The sequence below is a fragment of the Bradyrhizobium sp. CCBAU 51753 genome, assembly GCF_015291565.1.
GTDB classification, from domain to species: domain Bacteria; phylum Pseudomonadota; class Alphaproteobacteria; order Rhizobiales; family Xanthobacteraceae; genus Bradyrhizobium; species Bradyrhizobium ivorense.
Window position 1 is genome coordinate 6,611,289 of record NZ_CP030037.1, and the last position, 19,886, is coordinate 6,631,174.

16 protein-coding genes and 1 tRNA gene are annotated in these 19,886 nt (G+C 61.1%); 9 read left to right on the top strand and 8 right to left on the bottom strand.

Going from position 1 to position 19,886, the window contains the following annotated elements; genetic code table 11:
- Positions 1 to 346 precede the first annotated feature (346 nt).
- The 7 genes from XH93_RS30295 (at position 347) to XH93_RS30320 (ending at position 9,593) form a co-directional block, all read left to right on the top strand.
- Positions 347 to 2,170: a hypothetical protein gene (locus XH93_RS30295; RefSeq protein WP_371814819.1), complete on the top strand. Its 1,824-nt coding sequence runs from the start codon at positions 347 to 349 to the stop codon at positions 2,168 to 2,170.
- A 224-nt stretch (positions 2,171 to 2,394) separates the two neighbouring features.
- Positions 2,395 to 3,357, top strand: a complete 963-nt coding sequence (locus XH93_RS30300) for an OmpA family protein (protein WP_139485542.1) — start codon at positions 2,395 to 2,397, stop codon at positions 3,355 to 3,357.
- A gap of 19 nt (positions 3,358 to 3,376) precedes the next feature.
- Positions 3,377 to 5,065, top strand: coding sequence for a caspase family protein (locus tag XH93_RS30305; protein WP_194470276.1), 1,689 nt, complete (start codon positions 3,377 to 3,379; stop codon positions 5,063 to 5,065).
- Positions 5,066 to 5,100: 35 nt separating this feature from the next.
- Positions 5,101 to 5,832, top strand: coding sequence for a DUF4384 domain-containing protein (locus XH93_RS30310; RefSeq protein WP_194470277.1), 732 nt, complete (start codon positions 5,101 to 5,103; stop codon positions 5,830 to 5,832).
- A gap of 108 nt (positions 5,833 to 5,940) precedes the next feature.
- Positions 5,941 to 6,654, top strand: a complete 714-nt coding sequence (locus XH93_RS30315) for a hypothetical protein (RefSeq protein WP_194470278.1) — start codon at positions 5,941 to 5,943, stop codon at positions 6,652 to 6,654.
- Positions 6,655 to 6,789: 135 nt separating this feature from the next.
- Positions 6,790 to 6,912 carry a hypothetical protein gene (locus XH93_RS42810; RefSeq protein WP_256436492.1) on the top strand — a complete coding sequence of 41 codons (123 nt, stop codon included), beginning with the start codon at positions 6,790 to 6,792 and terminating at the stop codon, positions 6,910 to 6,912.
- Positions 6,909 to 9,593: an adenylate/guanylate cyclase domain-containing protein gene (locus XH93_RS30320; protein ID WP_194470279.1), complete on the top strand. Its 2,685-nt coding sequence runs from the start codon at positions 6,909 to 6,911 to the stop codon at positions 9,591 to 9,593. The genes XH93_RS42810 and XH93_RS30320 overlap by 4 nt, the downstream gene beginning before the upstream one ends.
- A 126-nt stretch (positions 9,594 to 9,719) precedes the next feature.
- On the opposite strand, the gene XH93_RS30325 is transcribed toward XH93_RS30320, so the two are convergent.
- The 8 genes from XH93_RS30325 to XH93_RS30360 form a co-directional block, all read right to left on the bottom strand.
- A complete protein-coding gene (locus XH93_RS30325) occupies positions 9,720 to 10,220 on the bottom strand; it encodes a hypothetical protein (RefSeq protein WP_139485547.1) in 501 nt (166 codons plus the stop codon).
- 436 nt (positions 10,221 to 10,656) lie between these two features.
- Positions 10,657 to 10,732: transfer RNA gene (locus tag XH93_RS30330), tRNA-Lys, on the bottom strand.
- A 186-nt stretch (positions 10,733 to 10,918) separates the two neighbouring features.
- On the bottom strand, positions 10,919 to 11,509 hold the full coding sequence (locus tag XH93_RS30335; RefSeq protein ID WP_139485548.1) for a Spy/CpxP family protein refolding chaperone: 591 nt from the start codon (positions 11,507 to 11,509) through the stop codon (positions 10,919 to 10,921).
- A 122-nt stretch (positions 11,510 to 11,631) separates the two neighbouring features.
- Positions 11,632 to 12,957 (bottom strand): TRAP transporter large permease, encoded by a 1,326-nt coding sequence (locus XH93_RS30340; protein ID WP_194470280.1) that lies wholly within the window; start codon positions 12,955 to 12,957, stop codon positions 11,632 to 11,634.
- A complete protein-coding gene (locus XH93_RS30345) occupies positions 12,954 to 13,529 on the bottom strand; it encodes a TRAP transporter small permease (protein WP_194475381.1) in 576 nt (191 codons plus the stop codon). The genes XH93_RS30340 and XH93_RS30345 overlap by 4 nt, the downstream gene beginning before the upstream one ends.
- Before the next feature lie 101 nt (positions 13,530 to 13,630).
- Positions 13,631 to 14,635, bottom strand: coding sequence for a TRAP transporter substrate-binding protein (locus XH93_RS30350; RefSeq protein ID WP_194470281.1), 1,005 nt, complete (start codon positions 14,633 to 14,635; stop codon positions 13,631 to 13,633).
- A gap of 321 nt (positions 14,636 to 14,956) precedes the next feature.
- Positions 14,957 to 16,204 (bottom strand): OpgC family protein, encoded by a 1,248-nt coding sequence (locus XH93_RS30355; protein ID WP_194470282.1) that lies wholly within the window; start codon positions 16,202 to 16,204, stop codon positions 14,957 to 14,959.
- A 121-nt stretch (positions 16,205 to 16,325) separates the two neighbouring features.
- Complete coding sequence (locus XH93_RS30360; RefSeq protein WP_139485553.1) at positions 16,326 to 16,544, bottom strand: hypothetical protein; 219 nt, start codon at positions 16,542 to 16,544, stop codon at positions 16,326 to 16,328.
- Between the two features lie 338 nt (positions 16,545 to 16,882).
- Between XH93_RS30360 and XH93_RS30365 the strand changes: the two genes are divergently transcribed.
- Positions 16,883 to 18,034, top strand: coding sequence for an AraC family transcriptional regulator (locus XH93_RS30365; RefSeq protein WP_246799336.1), 1,152 nt, complete (start codon positions 16,883 to 16,885; stop codon positions 18,032 to 18,034).
- Positions 18,035 to 18,227: 193 nt separating this feature from the next.
- Positions 18,228 to 19,883 (top strand): cytochrome-c oxidase, cbb3-type subunit I, encoded by a 1,656-nt coding sequence (gene ccoN, locus XH93_RS30370; RefSeq protein WP_194470283.1) that lies wholly within the window; start codon positions 18,228 to 18,230, stop codon positions 19,881 to 19,883.
- The last annotated feature ends 3 nt before the right edge of the window (positions 19,884 to 19,886 follow it).

Consider the following 19,886-nt stretch of genomic DNA (forward strand, 5'->3'; position numbering starts at 1 on the left):
GAATCGTCCAGTTTTACCTCCCGGACAGCAAACTCGCCGGCCGATGTGCTCTTCTAGCCACAGCCAAACAGCCGAAATTCGCAGCAGACCGAAGCGGCGCCGGGCGCGCGCTCGGGCCTGCCTTCCTTGCGCCTGAACGCCCCCCGACACCGATCCACCACCGGGACATGGTTAATTGTATTTGAATGACGTCCAGGATGCCCCTTCTGGCTATCCGAAGGCTTTCCCACCGGCAAACCGGGCTTGACGGCGCCTGCGCGAAGCGGCGTTCAAATCGCCGTTAGTCCGCCCCGATTGCTGACTTTTATTCGGGCGCGATGTAAGCTGGCGGCTGATTTTTTATCAGTTGGTTGGCCAGATCATGTTGCAGCCGCGGAATGGCTTTTCGGCGCATTATCTGCTGGCTATTTTGGCAGCGCTGTTACCGTACGCCGCTCTTGCTGACGACCTTGTCGTCAAGCGCTTCAGTGGCGGAGACTCGCCGAACTCCGTAGGAATCGCCGAGGCGAGCGAAGATGTCGAATTGACCGGCCCCCAGGCCTTGACGACCGACGGCGGCGGCGACCTCTTCATGCTCGATCAGCTCAACCAGCGAATAGTGCGTTTCGATCCAAAGCGGCCTGCCGAAGAGCCAAGCATTCTCGTGCTGCCGGACAGCGTGCAGCCGAACGATCTGGTGGTTCGGAAAGACGAGATATTGGTATGGGACAACGGCATTCGCACCCTCAAGGCGTCCGGCGATCCGGTATCGACCCGCGGCGTCGGCGGCACGACGACCAAGCTGGAAGAGGTTAGTACGCGCGCCGTCGACGACACGTTTGCGCAGTCCGCATTCGCGCAAATGGGCTCACAGCCCCCGGGAAATGCGCTCGAACTGCTCGACCAGAACACGCGCGCGGTCACGCTCAAGCAAGGACGCAAGCCGAGCCGGCAATATATCGCGTCGCGAGGCCGTGGCTCCGTTATCGCCGACATCACTCCCGAGAAAGCGGAAAATAGCGTCCTCGTCGAAGTCCGCTCGATGGACGACAATGCGGTGGTCGCCCAGATACGCCTGCGTGTTCGTGATAAACTGGGGGCCGTCGAATTTCTCGAAATAGATAATAGCAACCGCCTCTATATCCTGGGCGAGAATATCCCGGACGCAGCATCTCGCGCTGCGACGTTTGTCGCGCGTTTCTCGCCAAGCGGTGAGCTGGAAGGCATCTATGAACTTCCGCTGGCCAATACGCCATTGACCCGCCGTTTTGTAACGATCTCAGGCGATGGCGACGTCTATTTCCTGCGCACCGAACGCTCCGGGGTCGACGTCGTCGGCGTCGGCTTCCGGCCGCTTCGCAACGCAAAGCTTATCGATGTCCGCCCGCCGCGAAATCAGAATCCCGCGGCATCACCGAACAGCAAGTTCACCGCGATCGCTGCCGTGCGCCCGTCGAACCGCCAGCAGGCGATCGAGACCGCATTCGCATTCGAGGGAGTTCAGTGGCTGCTCACGCCGCAGAACTATGGCAGCGACCCTGACACAGCCTGCTCCGGCTTCAGCCGGATCAGACGACCATGGTATCTGCAGGGCAAGGTCGGACAGCAGGTCCGCGGGGTACCTTACTGCTGGGGCTGCCACGGCTCTCTGGAGAATTTCAGGGCGCAAATGGGGCGCGGCGTCAAGGCCGGAAACGTCTGCACCCGCAACGCGCCACGCAACGACGTTGCTGGCGTGGACTGCTCGGCATTCGTCAGCGCCACCTGGGGTCTTTCGGTCCACTACACGACTGCGGCGATTCCTGCGATCGCAAGGCCGGTCGAAAATCCGTGGGATTTGCGCCCAGGCGATGCTTTGAACAAGCCCGGCTCGCATGTGATGCTATTCCTGCGCTTCACTCCTGACCGCAAAGCCGAGGTGATGGAATCATCCACCGGCGGTTGCAACGGCAGAGTCTGCCGAAATGTCTACCCTCTTGCAGCGCTTTTGGCTCGCGGATACCAGCCGGTGCGCTTCAAGGGTCTGGCGGACGACACGACTGTCGTCGCGCAAGGCCGCTATGAAGCGGAGACCGCCACCTCAGGCAAGTCGGCCCAAAAAGACAAACCAGGTCAGAAGGACAAGTCCGGTCAAACGGACAAGCCAGGGAAGGAGAAGACGGCGTCCAAGGCGAGCAAAGCACGGAACTAGACGATCGCGAGTTCGGTGAGCACCCCGATCTCGGGCACCCGTTTGCCCGGGCAGCTTGTTTACCGGGTGACTTGCTTGCCGCAGCGCGCTTCGACACCAGCTTACGGCCAGATCTTCCGTCGGTATGTGAACTACCGCATTTGTCGCTGTTTCACCTGTATAGTATAAAGCCTTTTTGCCACCTGGCGAATGAATACCCATTGATCGGTCGTTCGGAGCCCAAGATGATCCGGATCATTTTTGAAAGAAAGTACCGCTGGGGCGCCGTGACGTTGGCGTTCTTGCTTGCTTCAAACTGCCCGGCGCGCGCGGACGACTGCAGCGCTCTTCTCGAACAGTTCAATAACGCGATCGATACTGCGCAGGAAGTCAATGCACAGGCGATGATCGACAAGATCGCTGGCAGTCCCTATTGCGGCCAATTCCAGACCCGGGTTCAGCAGCGGCTGGCCGTTCTCCGCCTCTCCGCAGCCCAGATCATGATGGCGCGGGGCCGGCCGACCACGGAATACGAGCGGCTCATCACCAGCGCCGAGCGAACCGAAGTCGTCTGGCAGGCCTCCGCCACGCTCGGCGAAGTCAGGTTCGGCGAGCGTCGCTTTGCCGAAGCTGCAGAAGCCTATGACCGGGCCATCGCGATCGTCAAAAACGAAACCCTGACACCTGACAAGCCCGAGAAATTCGAGATCGAGGGCCTGCTGGCCCGCTCGGCCCAGGCCCGATTGCTGGCCGCCAACGTGAAGCTGGCGGATGGAACGACACGGTTTGTCGAAACCGCACGAGACCAGCGCGATGGCACGATCGGCGGCATCTATTCACGCTCGGTACGCGGGATTACGCCGCAAGTCGTTCCGATCCCAATCACCTTTGAATATGCCAAGACCACTTTTACCCCGATCGGTGAACGGGCGGTCCGAGAACTCGCCGATGCCCTCAAGGAGCAGCGTCCGGAGCGCATTGTTCTCGTCGGCCACACGGATATCCGCGGCAGCGATGAAACCAACATGAAACTCTCCGCGGCGCGTGCGGAAGCGGTTGCTGCTTATCTCAAGGAGACCGGGCTTGGCACAACGATCGAAACCAAAGGGGTGGGCTCAAGTGAACCGTTCAAGGTTCTCGATTCCGGGGGGCTCAGCCAAGAGGACATCTATGCGCTGAACCGTCGCGTCGAGTTCATCCGCAGGTAGGGCATGCGGGGTGCCAGCTATGCGCGCTTTAAATACGATACTCCTGGTCGCGATGGCCTGGTTGTTGCTGTCGACGCAGGCGAGCCTGGCCGCCTCGCCCATCGTCCTGCACCTGCAAAATCCCGACGGCGGGGCCATTCGAGGCCTCATCATCGGCATCGATGCCTATGAGCATGTTCGTCCCCTCAAGGGATCCGTCGCGGATGCGAGGGATATTGAACAGTCGCTTCGGCAGATGGGAACCAACGACGTCATCACGCTGACCGATGCGCAGGCAAATCGCAGCAGCGTGCTGCAACACATCAGCGATCTCGTTCAACGGACCACGTCCAACGACCTCATCATTCTGTCGATCGCCGGCCACGGCGCTCAGGAGCCGGAAACCATCAAAGGGTCCGAACCTGACGGCCTTCAGGACGTTTTTCTGCTGCCCGGTTTTGCGCCTACTCCGGAAGGTTCGCGGCAACGCATTCTGGGCAGCGAGTTCAACCACTTCATCCGGCAGTTCGAACTGCGCGGTGCAAAGGTTCTGTTCGTGGCCGACACGTGTCACGGCGGCGGCATGGCGCGGGACATCGATCCTCGCGCGGCAGAGATGAGCTTCAGACAGGTGTCGAAATATACGCTGCCCGTCGACAAGCTCGTTCCGGTGACAAACGAATCCGATCCGGTCAGTGACCTTGATCTCGACCGCACGGCGTTTCTTGCCGCCGTCGATCGCAACACCAAGGCGCCCGAGGTCAAGATACCCGGAATCGACGGACTTCGCGGCGCGTTGAGCTACGCCGTGGCGCGCGCATTCGAAGGCGGTGCCGATGCCAATCACGACGGCAAGGTTACGTTGAAGGAATTGTTCGCCAACGTCCGACAGGTCGTCTACCAGTTGTCCGACCAGCGCCAGAACGTGGTGACAAAGGCTTCCCCAGGTCGTTCAGTCGAGAGTGACGTCGTATTCCAGCTGGCGCAGGGACCGACCTTGGCCGCGACGCCCGGCCCGACCGTTCCTCCCAAACCAATGATTCCCGCGCCGCCCGCTGCGCTGTCGCGTGACCTTGCCGTTGCTCCAGCCCCCACGGAAATCTCTGCACCGATACGATTGGCCGCACTCGGCAGCAGAACCAACAATCTTGCCAAGCTGACCTCCCGGAATGCCGCGATCGAGATCGTTCCGCCCGTCGACAATCCGGATCTCATTTGGGATTCGAAGTCCCGCGATGTCATTTCCTGGGGTGATGTGGTCGCCTATGGGATTGATGAGCGCGACCTCGTGTCGGTCATCGACCGGACTGCCGCCATCAGGGAATTGAAGAGAATTGCGACCAAGACCCCGCAGACCCTTCGCGTTGCACCCGATGATGGCCAGTATCACAAGGGCCGCACGGTTCAGATCGAACTTTCCGACGTCACAAGCCGGGCCATCATCCTGTTCGACATATCAGGGGATGGTACAATCCAGATGCTGTACCCGCTCGGTTCGGACGCTCCGATCTCTCAAACCGGAAATCTGCGTTTGCAGCTCAAGGTGCGCGAACCGTTCGGTGCGGAGCAGGTCGTTGCGGTCACATCGACAAAGCGATTGCCCGACCTCGAGCAGGCAATTCTTCAACTGGATCGGCGAAAGGCCCCTGGCCAGCTCATCAAGATATTGAACACATATCTCTCCCCCGACGCGCGTGTGGGATCAATTGGTTTCTTCACTGCACCGTGAGGTGGCTTATGCGAGGCTTAAGTTCTCTCAGGTGCATGACGGGCTTCGTCGCGATGGTCCTCGCGCAGAACGCCGTTGCGGCTGTTCTCATCCTCGAGGGAGCGGCTCCGCAGCCAGCAAACCCTGGCCCTGCCATGACAACGCCGAGTCCCGCGCAGCGCGAGCCCGTTCCAGCAAACCAGGAAATCCTCAGACCCGCGGCTGCTCCGGTAGAAGCTGCGCCGCCCTCCACTGAGGCGGTCGCCCCCCCGCCGGCAAGCCCGAGCGACCTCAGCACGGTGAAGCTGACCAACCCCGCCGAAATTGCCATCGACATGTTGCCTGGCCAGACCGTCAGCATCGGATCGCGCGTCTCCTTCCGGATCACCAGCAAGCGGCCCGGGTATCTTGTCCTCATCGACATCGATGCCAACGGACACCTGTCGCAAATTTATCCGACCACCGCCTCGCTCGTACAAACCTCCAAGCCCAACGGAAACTTCATGAAGGCGGGCACGCTGACCATACCCCTTGCAACCGGCCAGAATGGCGCAACCGAATACGTGGTTACACCGCCGAAGGGTAACGCCATGGTCGTCGCGGTCTTGAGCGCTCAACCGGTTCAACTTCTCGATTTGCCGGACGCGCCGCCGGGAGCCCGCAGCCAATCCGACGTACTGGCTTATCTTGTCGAACGGACAAGCGAACTACGCATTCCGGACGACGCGACAAGCCGGTTGCGGGAAAATCGCTGGTCCTTCAATGCAAAGCCGTACAGTATTCAGTAGTCCCGAAGCCGCAACGGCCGGTGCCAACAGCGGATGGACACTTGGCGGGACGGCACGAAGAAGATGAGACTGCCGAGTATCAAATTCGCGGGCCCCCTCGATTGGCCCATGATAGGCGCCGTATCGGCGCTAACGGTCGTTGCTGGCTTCGCGATCTTCGAAGTGAGTGGTTTGATCAGGTCCGGGACGGAGCCGGTCAGGAAACAACCCCAGCTTTCACGGTATGAAAGGCCCGTCGAACGATCGATCTATGAACTTCCGGGCTTCGGCACTGGCGGTTCGACCGAACCGCCGCCAAGTTTTCCGCTCATGCGATTGATAGATCCCGATCGCACCTATTCGATCGAAGGCGGAAATCCTCCCCTTGATCCACCCCCGCCGCCGACGCAATCGAAGAAGACGTCTCCTTCAACGGCTCCAGCGAAGGTGGAAGCTCGCGGCGATCCCAAGACGGCAAAGCCGGTCGCACAGGAAACGAAATCGGCCGCTCTGGAAGTCAAGCCGGCCGCCGTTGAACCGCAACCACGTCCCGTTCCCGTCCAGTGGCGGGTCATAGTCACGTCGAAAGCGAGCTATTTCAATCTGGGCGGTCATGTCAGCAGCGCCGGAATTGTCGATAGTCTCGCCAGCAGCCACTTGAGAGACGCTCTCAAGGTGCACAAAAACTTTCCGCAACTCCCTTCCGACATCAAGACGCATATACTTACTCAAGACATCAATCTTCCAAAAATCGCACCGTATCGCGGACTGCTCGGCATCAGCGATAAGGTCATGGAGGAAGAGCAAGGCATCAGATTCGAGCGTGTTGCTGCCAGAGGGTAGGTTCGGCCCATCACCTGTCGGCAGCCGCGCAGACCGTGGCGTCCGTGAAGCTAGACCGCGCTGTGCTTCGGCCAGCTTAACAACATAAGCTAGTCCATTTTGTTAGAGAGGCTTTCGACAAACTGGAGAGATTTCATGAGTGATTATATTGCAGCATTTTTTATCTCGCTGTTCATCCACGCAATCTCGGCCAATCCGACACGCAGCAAATCTATCCGCGCAGCCCGGCAACGCCCAGCACTTGCGCATTGCGCATGAGCTCTTCAATCGTAGAACGGCGACTGGCAGCGATCATCGCCATGGATGTGGTCGGGTACAGCCGCTTGATGGGCGTTGACGAAGTCGGCACGCTGATGGCTCTCAAGGCCCATCGTGCCGAGCTTCTCGATCCCACGATAAAGGATAACGGGGGACGGGTCGTCAAGACTACCGGCGACGGACTCCTCCTTGAGTTCGCGAGCATCGTCGATGCTATCGGGTGCGCGATAGCGATCCAGCAAGGCATGCTGGCGCGGAACGCATCGGTGCCCGCAACCGAACAAATCGTCTTTCGCATCGGAGTGAATATCGGCGACATCATTATCGACGGTGATGACATCCTGGGCGACGGCGTCAATGTCGCCGCCCGGCTCGAAGCACTGTGCGAGCCCGGCGGTGTATGTATTTCGCGCGCTGCCAACGAACAAATTCGCGATAAATTACGCCTCTCGTTCGCCGATCTTGGCGAGCATACCGTCAAGAATATCGCGCGCGCCATTGGCGTTTTTGGCTTGGCAGCCAAGGATATTGCCGCGTTGCCGGAACCGAAAATTCGCGGATCTCATCGCAATCTTCCCGCCGGACCGAGCAAGTCGACGGTTTTTGCAGCTGCGCCCGTTGCTTATCCCTGGCGCCGCTTGGCTTTCGCCGGTTTAGCATTGGTGACTCTTGCAGCATGCCTCGGCGCGTGGTGGATACGTCGCGAAGCCGCAACAACGGTACCCTCGCCACTGGCTTCCCAGCTGCTTTTGGCGTTGCAGAGACACAGTCCAGGAAGTCCTGCGAATGCCGACGTGGTTTCGGCCTATGCGGCCTCGCCGCTGCATCGCGCGCTTGCCGCGCCCCGCGGCCGGTCGGGAGTTTGGCATACCGCCAATTGGCCCTCGCGCGAAATCGCTGAAGAAAAGGTGCTGGAAAAATGCCTCCAATTCTACGATGAGCCTTGCGCCTTGATCGCCGCAGATGACGGCGTTACGCCGGCCGACAATGGCATTTGGCCAGTTCGCGATGCGCCGCGTGTCCGTTATGCCGGAGTGTTTAATCCCGAGCGTGTTCCCGCTCTACGCCAGGAAACCTTGCTGCGTCCGGAGGTCGCCGAATACACGACGCTCGCCGGTCCAAAGGCTGCGGCGTTTCATGCGACTGGAATATTGATACTGGTGACTGCAGCGGCGAGCCAACGAGCGGCGGAGGAAAAGGCGTTGAAGGACTGCAACGCCGACCCCGCTCGCAATCCTCCGGGTGGACCATGCTATCTGTATGCCGTCCAAAACAGGGTCGTGCTACCGCTGAGGCTTACAGCGCCAATGACGCCTGACTCAACAGCAGCCCCTTCGCCGACCGCTGACGTTGCTTCCGCCAATCCCGTGATCTCCCCCCGCCAGAGCCCGGCCGATGTTTTTCGAGCGGCATTGTCCGCAGCAATAACGGACATTGCTCCCGCGATGTCCGAGCAGGGTCGACTGGCCACAGTCACAGGTTACCACGCGGATACCAGTCACAAGGCACTCGCAGTCCATCCCCCTGGCAATAGTTGGCGATCGGCGGATTGGCCGAACGAGTCGGCGGCCGAGCAAGGCGTGCTCGAAGCGTGCCAGCTGCGATACGGCGATCCCTGCGTCCTGGTGGCGGTAGATGACAGGATTCAGAGTAAGCCTTCGGGCGGCTACTGGCAGACGCGGCCGATGCCGCGCGTTGCTTATGATGGCCCCTTCGATCCGCAGCAAATTCCTCTTCTGAGGGACGCGATGCGTCAGCGCCAGGACGTTGTCGACTACAGGAAGAAAGACGGTCCGAAGGCCGCCGCCGTTCACCCGTGGAGGCGCATCTTTATCACAACGGGGGCAGCCTCGCAGCACGATGCGGAGGTCGCTGCGCTCGCAGATTGCAATTCTGATCCGACGAGAAAAGGCCAAGACGGGCGATGCTGGCTTTACGCAGTTGGCGATCAGGTCGTACTACGGAAGCGTCTGCAATCAGCAATGACGCCCGCGGTCTCGGCCCCGGATGCTCCGCAATCGAGCAACAGCGTCAAACCCGACGCAGTGCCTCGCAAGAGTCCGGCCGAAATATTCCAAGCCGCACTGTCGTCGTTGACGGAGGATCTGGCACCTGCCATGCCGGATAATCGCCGTCTCGAGCAGATCATGCTTTACCATGCCGCGACGAGTCATAAAGCCCTTGCTGTCCACCCACCCGCCGACAGCTGGCGATCGTCGGATTGGCCAAACGAGGCGGCAGCCGAGCAGAACACGCTCGAAGCGTGTCAGATGCGCTACGGCGACCCGTGCATTCTCGTTGCAATCAACGAAAAAGTTCAAGACTTGTCATCGACTGGGTATCGACGCCCGAGATCGATGCCGCGCGTTGCCTATGACGGTCTATTTGATCCGCAACAAATTCCATTTGTGAGAGAAGCAACGCGTCAGCGCCAGGACGTTGTCAATTATAGAACAAGCAGCAATCCCAAGGCCGTGGCCGTTCACCCGTGGGGACGAGTTTTCATTGCGACAGGCGCAAGTTCGCAACGCACGGCCCAGGTCGCGGCTCTTGCGGATTGCAATAGTGATCCCTCAAGGGATGGCAAGGATGGTCCGTGCTGGCTCTACGCCGTCGACGATCAGGTTGTACTTCCAAGACGGCTGAAGGAGCCGCTAAGCGCCGCATCAGCAACTCGCTGATCCGTTTTGGCGGCGATTCCCAAACCAAGGTTGAGTCGGTCGCCATCCGATGTTTGATAATGGCGCCAGAGCGACACGCAGAGGTCGACGGTCACCCGCAAGCACCGCCGATGCCCGGTCTTCTCATTACCCACGATGCTGGTAACCGACTTCGCGAACCACCGAGAACTTCTTCGGATTGCTTAAATTGAATTGCGGCACTCCGCTGCGCACACCCGGAGCCAGCGCTTCCGCGTCAGGATACTCCATATGCTCGTTGTGCCTCAGGTTCGGGAGAATTTTCGCGGGGCGGTTATCACTAGCGGCGGCAAAGAACGTACAGACCTTTCTCTTCAGCTCCTGAACGTCCTGCCCTCTTTCAGTCAGCAATAGTTCAATTGAACTCCCAGGAGACGTCGGCAAAATATTTGTGCCTCCTGACGTCCGAGTCGAACCGCCCAAATCGATATCATCAGGGTCAATTCTTTCGCCCGCGGCCAAAACGACCAGTCGATAGCCGTGGGTCAAACGTCCCTGGTGAAAGCCGATTGTTCGTTCGATGGTAGAAAAATCATGGAGATCCTTCAGATACTTCCAAAGCGTGAAATTGCCCTTGATTGTCAAAATACCGAAAGCCGGCCGAAACATCTGCGAACTCCGAAATTTGTCCGTCTGGTTTCATGCATCAAACAGCACTTCACTGTAATCCGTGTGTGGCCGGTACAGCGCCCCGCGACTGTATCAATAATGCGAGCGGAGGGCGATTATCCCAGTGGTCGCGACAATTCCCATGTCCGTGGCCCGAGGCAAAATAGCCGACAGGCTCGGCCACGCCCCTTCGCAGGAGCGGCGCGCGATAGCAATGGCGATGACGGAGCCTGGCGCCTGAGGCCGTGCCGGTCGTTAATGTTCGTCGATGGTGCCGGCGAACTTGACCAGAAGCACGACCAGGCTTGGCGCGGCAGCTTATGTTCTCTCGACGAGGACGCGTCGCACACCGTGCGACCACGAAAAGCGTCGCATGAGCGCAGTTTGTTCCATCGGCTAAAATGTAAAAAGCCCCGCAGGGCCAATCCTTTACGAGTGGTGGGCGCACCAGGGCTCGAACCTGGGACCCGCTGATTAAGAGTCAGCTGCTCTACCAACTGAGCTATGCGCCCGGAACTTGTCCGGAAATGACCCTCGCAAGAGGGCCGTCGTTTAGCAAAGCGATTCCGGTATGTCCAGCAAGCTGGACGATTTTTCCTGACTTTTACCGGCCTTGCGGACGCGCCGAAGGCCGCCGGATTTCGGCGACCTTTCAGCCACTTGACCGACCTCCTGGCGAGGCCGCCGCGACCCGCTGCTCAGAGCCGGCCGGAACGCTCCTGGTCGCCGCCGCCGTCGCGGTCGTAGCGGTCATGGTCGAAGCCGCGGCCGCCGCGCTCCCAGCGGTCGAAACCGCGCTCGAAACGGTGGCGGCGCCAGCCCTCGGCGCCGAACCCCCGCCCCTCCAGATGGGTGAGCAGGCTCAGCCGCCGCTTCTGGCCGTCGTCGAGCGTCTTGTAGAGCGGGTCGGCGGCATCGGCGATCTGCTTCAGCGACGTCGCGGTCGCCGCCATGCTGTCGGCGCGCTCGCGCAGGCGGGCGACCGGATTATCCCCCGTCTCGGCCTTGCCGGCGTCGGACTTGTCCGCTTCCATCCGCGCATTGGCCCGATCGATCCGCATCTTGGCGAAGTCGCGCACCGCGGCCTCGACCGGCGGCCACAGCTTCTCCTGATCCGGGCTGAGCTTCAGCCCGGCATGCACGGCGGCGATCCGCGCGTCGAGGAAGGCCGCCCGGTCCTCCGGGCTCATCCGCATCGGACCATGAAACCAGGGACGATGCTGGGCATAGACCACGGTCGATCCGGCAATCGTGAGCGCCGCGACGCCGGCGAGCAGAGCTTTCTTCATACCAACCTCCTTTGAAGGTTGCTCGAAGATGATGCGTCTTGCCCCCGTCTTCAACTTACAGATTGGTCAGGCAGACCTCTGTTACCAAGATGTAACGCCGTTCATGGCCTTCAGAAACATTTCTAAATCATTCCCAACAATCGCGGCAGCCACAGCGAGATCTCCGGCACGTAGGTGACGACGCCGAGGAAGATCAGCATGGTCAGCAGCCACGGCCACACCGCGATCGTCAGTTCGGTGATGCCCATCTTGGCGATACCGGATGCGACATAGAGGTTGAGGCCGACCGGCGGATGGCACATGCCGACCTCCATGTTGACCACCATCAGGATGCCGAGATGCACCGGATGGATGCCGAGCTTGACCGCCACCGGGAACAGGATCGGCGCCATGATCAGCACGATCGAGGATGCCTCCATCACGTTGCCGGCGATCAGCAGCAGCACGTTGACGATCAACAGGAAGATGATCCAGTCGACACCGACCGAGGTGATCCAGGTCGCGATCTGCTGCGGGATGTTCTCGTTTGCCATCAGGAAGGAGAACAGCACCGCGTTGGTGATGATGTAGAGGATCATCGCGCTCATATTGGCCGAGCCGAGCAGCACCTTCGGCACGTCCTTCAGCGACATGTCGCGATAGACGAACACGGCGATGACGAAGGCATAGACAGCGCTGACCGCGGCCGCCTCGGTCGGCGTGAACATGCCGGTATAGATGCCGCCGAGCACGATCAGGATCAGCAGCAGGCCCCACATGCATTTGCGGAAGGCGGTGAACCGCTCGCTCCAACTCGCCTTCGGCAGCCGCGGATAGTCATTGCGCCAGGCGCGATAGAAGGTCGTCATCCCGAGCAGTGTCGCCAGCATCAGGCCGGGGATCACGCCAGCGATGAACATCTGCCCGACCGAGGCCGACGACACCCGGTGGCCGGCGGGATCGAGCGCAATGCTGCCGCCGGTGGCAACGCAGTAGATCACCATCACGATCGAGGGCGGGATCAGGATGCCGAGCGCGCCCGATGTGGTGATGACGCCGGCGCCGAAGCGCTTGGGAAAGCCCTGCCTGACCATCGCCGGCATCATGATCGAACCGATCGCGATCACGGTTGCGGGCGACGACCCCGACACCGCGGCGAACAGCGCGCAGGCCATCACGCCGGCGAGCCCGAGCCCGCCATACCAGTGCCCGACCATGGAGGTGGCGAAGTTGATCATGCGTCTTGCCACGCCGCCATGAGTCAGGAAATTGCCGGCGAGGATGAAGAACGGGATCGCCATGATCTCGAAATTGTCGATGCCGGTGAACAGCTTCAGCGCCACCGACTCGGTTGGCACGTTGGTCATCGTGTAGATGAAGGTGAGTACGGTGAGGCCGAGCGCGATCGAGATCGGCATACCCGTCAGCATCAGCGCGATCAGGAGGCCGAAGATGATGAGGCTGGTCATCGCGTCACCTCCGCGGCGCCGGCGCCGGGCGCATCGATATCGACGCCCTCGACATGGGCGTGATCATGATGCGGCAGCTCGCCGGTGCGGAAATAGGCGTACGCCACCTGCAGGAAGCGGAAGCACATCAGGTAGGAGCCGAGCGGAATGCAGAGATAGACGAACCAGCTCGGGATCTCGAGATCGGGCGAAACCTGGTCGGTGTGCATCAGGCCCCAGACGAACTTGGCGCCCATGGTGCCGATCACCGCTGTGAAGAACGCGCCGCAGAGCAGCCCGAACAGCACGATCGCGTTCTTCCAGGGTGATTTGAGCTGGTTGACCACGACGTCGACGCCGACATGGATGCCGGTCCGCACGCCGTAGGCGGCGCCGAATTTGGCAACCCACACGAACATGTAAATGCAGAGCTCCTGCGCCCAGGACAGGTTGATCGGGAACAGGATCGGATAGAGGAAGGGGATGCCGATCAGGTAGCGATGCATGACGGCGAGGAAGATCAGGAGCGTCGCCGCCGCCATCAACGTCGCGATCAGTATCTCTTCGAGCCGGTCCAGTATGCGCAGCAGCAGCATCAAAACTCCCCCTCACGGCCGGACGGAGCGCCGCACCGTGTCCCATCCAGCGGCCCTGCGGGCCGCTGGCCATCCCTATTACGGTTTCTGCCGTCCGCTCAGTTCATCGGGCCGCGGCCCGTTTCCTTCAGGAACTCGTCGATCAAGGGCTGACCGACGCGTGATGCAACGTCCTTGTAGACCGGCATCATCGACTTGCGCATCGCCTCGTCCTGCTCCGGCGTCAGCTTGACGATCTCGCTCTTGCCGCTCTTCTTGATCTCGGCGAGCGCGTCCTCGTTCTCCTTTGCCGACTGGCCGTTGCCATAGTCGGTGGCCTCCTTCATGGCCTTGTTCAGCTGCTCGCGGACGTCGGCCGGCAGCCCGTCCCAGAACTTCTTGTTCACGACCACGACGTAGCCGATATAGCCGTGGTTGGTCTCGGTGATGTACTTCTGCACCTCGTGCATCTTCTGGGTGTAGATGTTCGACCAGGTGTTCTCCTGGCCGTCAACGACGCCGGTCTGCAGCGCCTGGTAGACTTCCGAGAACGCCATCACCTGCGGGATCGAACCCAGCGAGCGGAACTGGGCTTCCAGCACCTTCGACGACTGGATGCGGAACTTGAGGCCCTTGTAGTCGGAGGGTGCGACCAGCTTCTTGTTCGCGCTCATCTGCTTGAAGCCGTTGTCCCAGTAGGCAAGACCGGTCATGCCCTTGGCGTCGAGGAGCTTGAGCAGCTTGGCGCCGAGCGGGCCGTCGGTAACCTTGCGCAGCGTCTTGAGGTCGGGGAGAATATAGGGCAGATCGAAGACCTCGAATTCCTTCACGCCGATCGGGCCGAACTTCGAGTTCGACGGCGCCAGCATCTGCACGGCGCCAAGCTGCAGCGCCTCGAGCTCTTCCTTGTCCTTGTACAGCTGCGAGTTCGGGTAGACTTCGACCTTGACCTTGCCTGCGGTGTATTTCTCGGCAAGTTCCTTGAACTTTTCGGCCGCCTGTCCCTTCGGCGTGTTGGTGGCCACCACGTGGCTGAACTTGATCACGATCGGCGACTGGGCCGAGGCCGGTCCCACAAAAGTCAAGGCTGCGATCGAAGCCGCAGCCAGAATGATCTTACGCATCTTTCCTCCCGCGTAATTGCGGAGCGCGAACCGCCGGCCCCGAAACTTTGTATGCCGGCCGCACCATTACAGAGAAGCGGCGGCGAATGCCATTGCCCCTTTAGCAGGGTCTGATTTGCCGCGTTGCTGCGACGCACAATACATCGCGACGGTATCTGCGTCGGCCGTTGCGACCGTTCGATGACACCCCGCTGTGCCCGGTCGTGGCGGCGAGGTCAATGACGGGTGCGGAAATGACCAATTCGCGGAACGCGAACGCTCGCGGCGGTTGCCGTGTGAAGGCAGACAACATCCGGATTGATCTCGATCGGCGCACGCACATCAAAGGCACGGCGCTGTGGGAAGTCGCGGGTCGACCCTGTCCGAGTTGACGCCTTCGCGGTCGCCGCTGCCAGGAGACGCCGGTTTGACCTTCTCGGTCGACTCCGTCCGCCGGGACCCTCGCTCACGATTGCCGCCAATTGCGCCAAGCAGCATCGCGACGAGGATCATCACCAGGATTCCGGCAAGGCTCAGCGCGATCTGCATCGCGAGCCGGTCCGAGATGTCGAGCAGCGTCAGGTGGCTGGCGAGCGCCAGCAGAACGCCGAGACAGTAGATCGGCAGTGAGTTCGCGCCGCAGCTCTTCGCCCAGCGAAGCACCGGCGTCGACAGCCCTCGCCAATCCCGCGGGACCAGCCGTAGCGCGACAATTGCGAGAGCCAGAAAATGCAGCAGCCGCAACGGACTGAGATTCGATTTGTCCAGCGGGAAAAGCAGGTCCGTCAACGCGTGCGGGACCACGGACTTGATGCCCCAGCTCAATGCAAGGACCAGACTGAGAGCCAGATAGAGAACCGCGAGAACAAGCGCCGCGCGCGAGGTCAGCCACGGCCGGACTCTGTCGCCCGCGACGACCCACCACGCGCCGATCACGAACAGCAGTTGCCAGGCCAGCGGATTGAAGTACCAGGTGCCGCTCGGCCAGGCTGGAACGCTCCAGCCGAACAGGTGCACGAGCGCATAGAGCAGCAGCGACCCGCCAAGCGTCGCGTTCGGCGCCCGCAGCAGCAGCCAGAGCAGCGGTGCGAACAACACGTGACCGAGCACGAAGACCGGCAAGATGTCGGTGTTGACGGGGCGATATTGCAGCATCGCAGCATGCGCAAACGTCGCGCCTGGCTGCTCGAACAGAATCCGCGTGTTGCTGTCGTCGGCAAGATCATCGCTGCCCGAGAAGTAGACGAGAACGGCGCAAGCGAGCGTGAGCAGCAGGAACGCGGCATAGATGTCCCATCCGCGCCGCAGCGATCGTCCGATCATGCCCCTCCAGCCCTCGCGCTGGCGCGCCCTGCCGTAAGCCAGCGCGCAGGTCACGCCCGAGATCAGCATGAATATTTCGGCGGCATCGCAGAAGCCGTAGTTGCGGGGCGTCAGCCAGCTTCCGATGTTGTTGGGAACATGATCGAGAAATATCCACCACAGCGCGATGCCGCGACAGACATCGAGGCGCAGGTCGCGGCCAGCCCCTTCGAACTCCGGCGGGGCTTCGCGGAGCAATCGCTGCGGGCCGTGCGTTCGATCATGCATCTGTCGACCTGTCCGTATGCCCGCACGCCTTCATCAGGCGCGCTTCGATGACGCGTCTGGGTGCGCCGGCAGTTGCGTGCCGCGCGGGTCGCCGACCAAGAGGATGCGGTTACGTTCCCACCTATCCGGTGATTGGCAGTTCTTTCGTCGCCCAATCGTTCGCCTGATCGCCGGCGTCGCAAGGATCGCCGTCCTCCCGAGGCGCTTGCAGGATGTCGTCGCTGTCAACCGGGATCAGAAGCGCCTTGCGCATTTCGGCGAGGCGAGCACGGCAGAACTCACGGTACAGTATGTCCAAAATGGTGGGCATGATCGAACCCTCACACTTGATCATCACCATTGACGTCGCACCTGACAAGAATTGCTGATTTCACCCGGCAGCAGAGCCGGGAGTAATGCGTGTCCGCAGTTCTCAAATGACGATGTGGCGGCCATGCGACACGAAATCGGTGTCAGGGGCCAGCCAAGTTGTGCAGAACAGTCCGCCCGCAGATCGTTGAGTTCGATCAGTCGCGAACGGCGTCGTGAAGCTGCATTTGCGCTCGCATTCTGCAAGGGATGCCGAAATTGACCTCCAAAGCAGCAATTACAAATAGAGCCATCACGACCATCTCCTCTTAAAGGAGATTTTTGGCACGACTTGCACAGTCAGTATGCCTGAATTTTCAGACCGGCTACGTGAACCAGCTCACACCGCACGATCACAGATCATTGAGACTATCAGGCGAAAGGCGTAGCTTCTTGGACTCATGCGCACATTGCGAGGGAGGCGGTGCGCGAATTGCAAATGCGGATACCAGACAGCAGTCGCAAGCGTTCATCCCGTTGTCCTGTCAAGGCGGGAGGTCCCCGATGTCTACGAACGCAGCCGATCTCGTATCGCATCGATTCTCGACGCGCGAGCTTCCGGGACCAATGCGACTCCCGCTATGGCGCGAGAGCTTTGTGCGAGGGATCGTTCACGCCGATATCGAGCCGTTATCGAGCGCACCGTTTCAGGCCGAAGCAAGGCTGCAGGCGATCCAGGGCCTGCGCACGCTCGCACTGAAAGGCTCCGCGATGCGCTTCAAGCGCTTGCGGCCGAACATCACCGATGGCGACGATTCGATCGGATTCATCGTCTGCTCCCGCAGCAGAAGTCAGCTCGCGCAGCGCGGCCAGGACGTCGAGCTTCGCGGCGGCGACGCAATCGCAATCCTGCATTCGGAGCCCGCCATTGTTACCTATGTCGACGGCTTGCTGCTCGGGCTAGCCGTGCCGCGCGACGCGCTTGCGCAGCGCGTGACCGACGTCGAAGGCCTCGCGATGCGGCCCATTTCGCGCAGGACTGAAGCGTTTCGACTCCTGATGGCGTATCTGAGGTCGGTGTTCAAGCAGCGAGCGCTGGCCGCACCCAACCTGCGCGGCACGGTCGTGGCTCACATCCATGATCTCGTGGCGCTCTCGATCGGCGAGTATGCTCCCCTGGGCGAGAGCGGTGCCAGCGCAGTGGTGGCCGCGCGTCACAGCGCCGTGCTCGCCTACATCGCCGCACACTTTCAGGACCCGGGGCTCAGCGTTCAGGCTGCGGCCCGCGGCCAGGGCATCTCGCCGCGTTACCTGCAGCGCCTGATGGCGTCATCGGGATCCTCATTCACCGGGCATGTCAACGAGTTGCGTCTTCAACAAGCATTCAAGCTGCTGTCCGAGTTCAAGTCCGGTCCGCAGCGAATCTCCGACATCGCGCTTGAGGTCGGCTTCTCGGACGTTTCGCATTTCAACCGCCTGTTCCGGGCGCGCTTCGGCGACTCGCCGAGCGGCGTCCGCGCCGCCGGACGGAATTCGATCTGAGAAGCGCAGGTTGCGCCCGATCTGCATCGCCGGGCAATCCGCGGTGTGCACGAAAGTCGCCGCCTTGATCTAGGTCAACGAAGCACTCCCTCAAATCGCTGAATGAAGGACTTGCGCCTGGCCAGCCTGGGCAGGCGTCTTACCGCGTGGAGTGAAGGCAAATGCGTCCATTCCTGACCGCTCGCAGGCTGCCATGATCGCCCAACTCACCCGGAACGAACGGCAGACCGCCATTCTGATTTGCCTCATGGTCGCGAGCTTCGGATTTCTGCTTGGCGTGGCCGGCCGGGACGATCCGATCGGCATTCACGGTGCGCTGATCCTTTTATTCTGCGTCCTCATCATCTTTCGCATCGGCAAGGATTACTACGCCCCTGAGCCGTCGGCCGAACGGTTCACCCATTACTATGACGATCCCAGCAAGGCGGGCATCGTTCTGGCGATGGCATGGGTCGTGGTCGGGCTTGCGTTCGGCGACTGGGTGGCGTGGCAACTGGTCTATCCGGACCTGACCTTCGGCGGCGGCTGGTCGAGCTTCGGCCGGATCCGCCCGGTCCACACCACCGCCGTCATCTTCGGCTTCGGCGGCAACGCCCTGATCGCGACCTCGCTCTACGTCCTGCAGCGAACCTCGCGCGCACGGCTGCCCGACCAGCTCAGTCCCTGGTTCGTGCTGATCGGCTACAATCTGTTCTGCCTGCTCGCCGTCACCGGCTACATGCTGGGCATCACCCAGTCGAAGGAATATGCCGAGCCGGAATGGTACGCGGACCTCTGGCTGGTCGTCGTCTGGGTGGTGTATTTCCTGATCTATCTGCGGACCCTGGCGCGGCGCAAGGAGCCGCACATCTACGTCGCCAACTGGTACTACATGGCCTTCATCCTGGTCGTGGCCATCCTGCACATCGTCAACAACCTCGCGATCCCGGTCTCGCTCGGCCACGCCAAGAGCTATTCCGCGTTTTCCGGCGTCCAGGACGCCATGACCCAATGGTGGTACGGCCACAATGCGGTGGCGTTCTTCCTCACCGCCGGCTTCCTCGGCATGATGTATTACTTCCTGCCGGTGGTGTCGGGCCGGCCGATCTTCTCCTACCGGCTGTCGATCATCTCGTTCTGGGGCATCACCTTCTTCTACATGTGGGCGGGATCGCATCACCTGCACTACACCGCGTTGCCGCAATGGGTGCAGACGCTCGGCATGACGTTCTCGCTGATGCTGCTGATACCGTCCTGGGCATCCGCGGGCAACGCCCTGCTGACCCTCAACGGCGCCTGGCACAAGGTTCGCGACGACGCGACCTTGCGCTTCATGATGGTCGCGGCGGTGTTCTATGGCTTAAGCACCTTCGAGGGATCGTTCATGGCGATCCGATCCGTCAATTCGCTGTCGCACTACACCGACTGGACCGTCGGGCACGTGCATGCCGGCGCGCTGGGCTGGGTCGCGATGATCACCTTCGGCTCGATTTACGCCATCGTCCCCTGGCTCTGGAAGCGCACCGGCCTGTACTCGGCGCGGCTGATCGAAGCGCATTTCTGGCTCGCGCTGTCGGGCACCGTGATCTACGTCTTTGCGATGTGGAATTCCGGCATCATCCAGGGACTGATGTGGCGGACCTACAGCGATAGCGGGACGCTGGCCTATTCCTTCGTCGATTCCCTGATCGCGATGCGGCCCTATTACATCGCCCGCGCCTTCGGCGGACTGCTGTTCCTGATCGGCGGCTGCATCGGCGCCTACAACATCTGGATGACGATCAGGGAGCCCCGCGAGGCGGCGCGGGCCGGTGACCTGCCCGAGCCAAGGGTGCCCGAGCCAAGGCTCGCCGCGCAGCCGGGGGAGTAGACC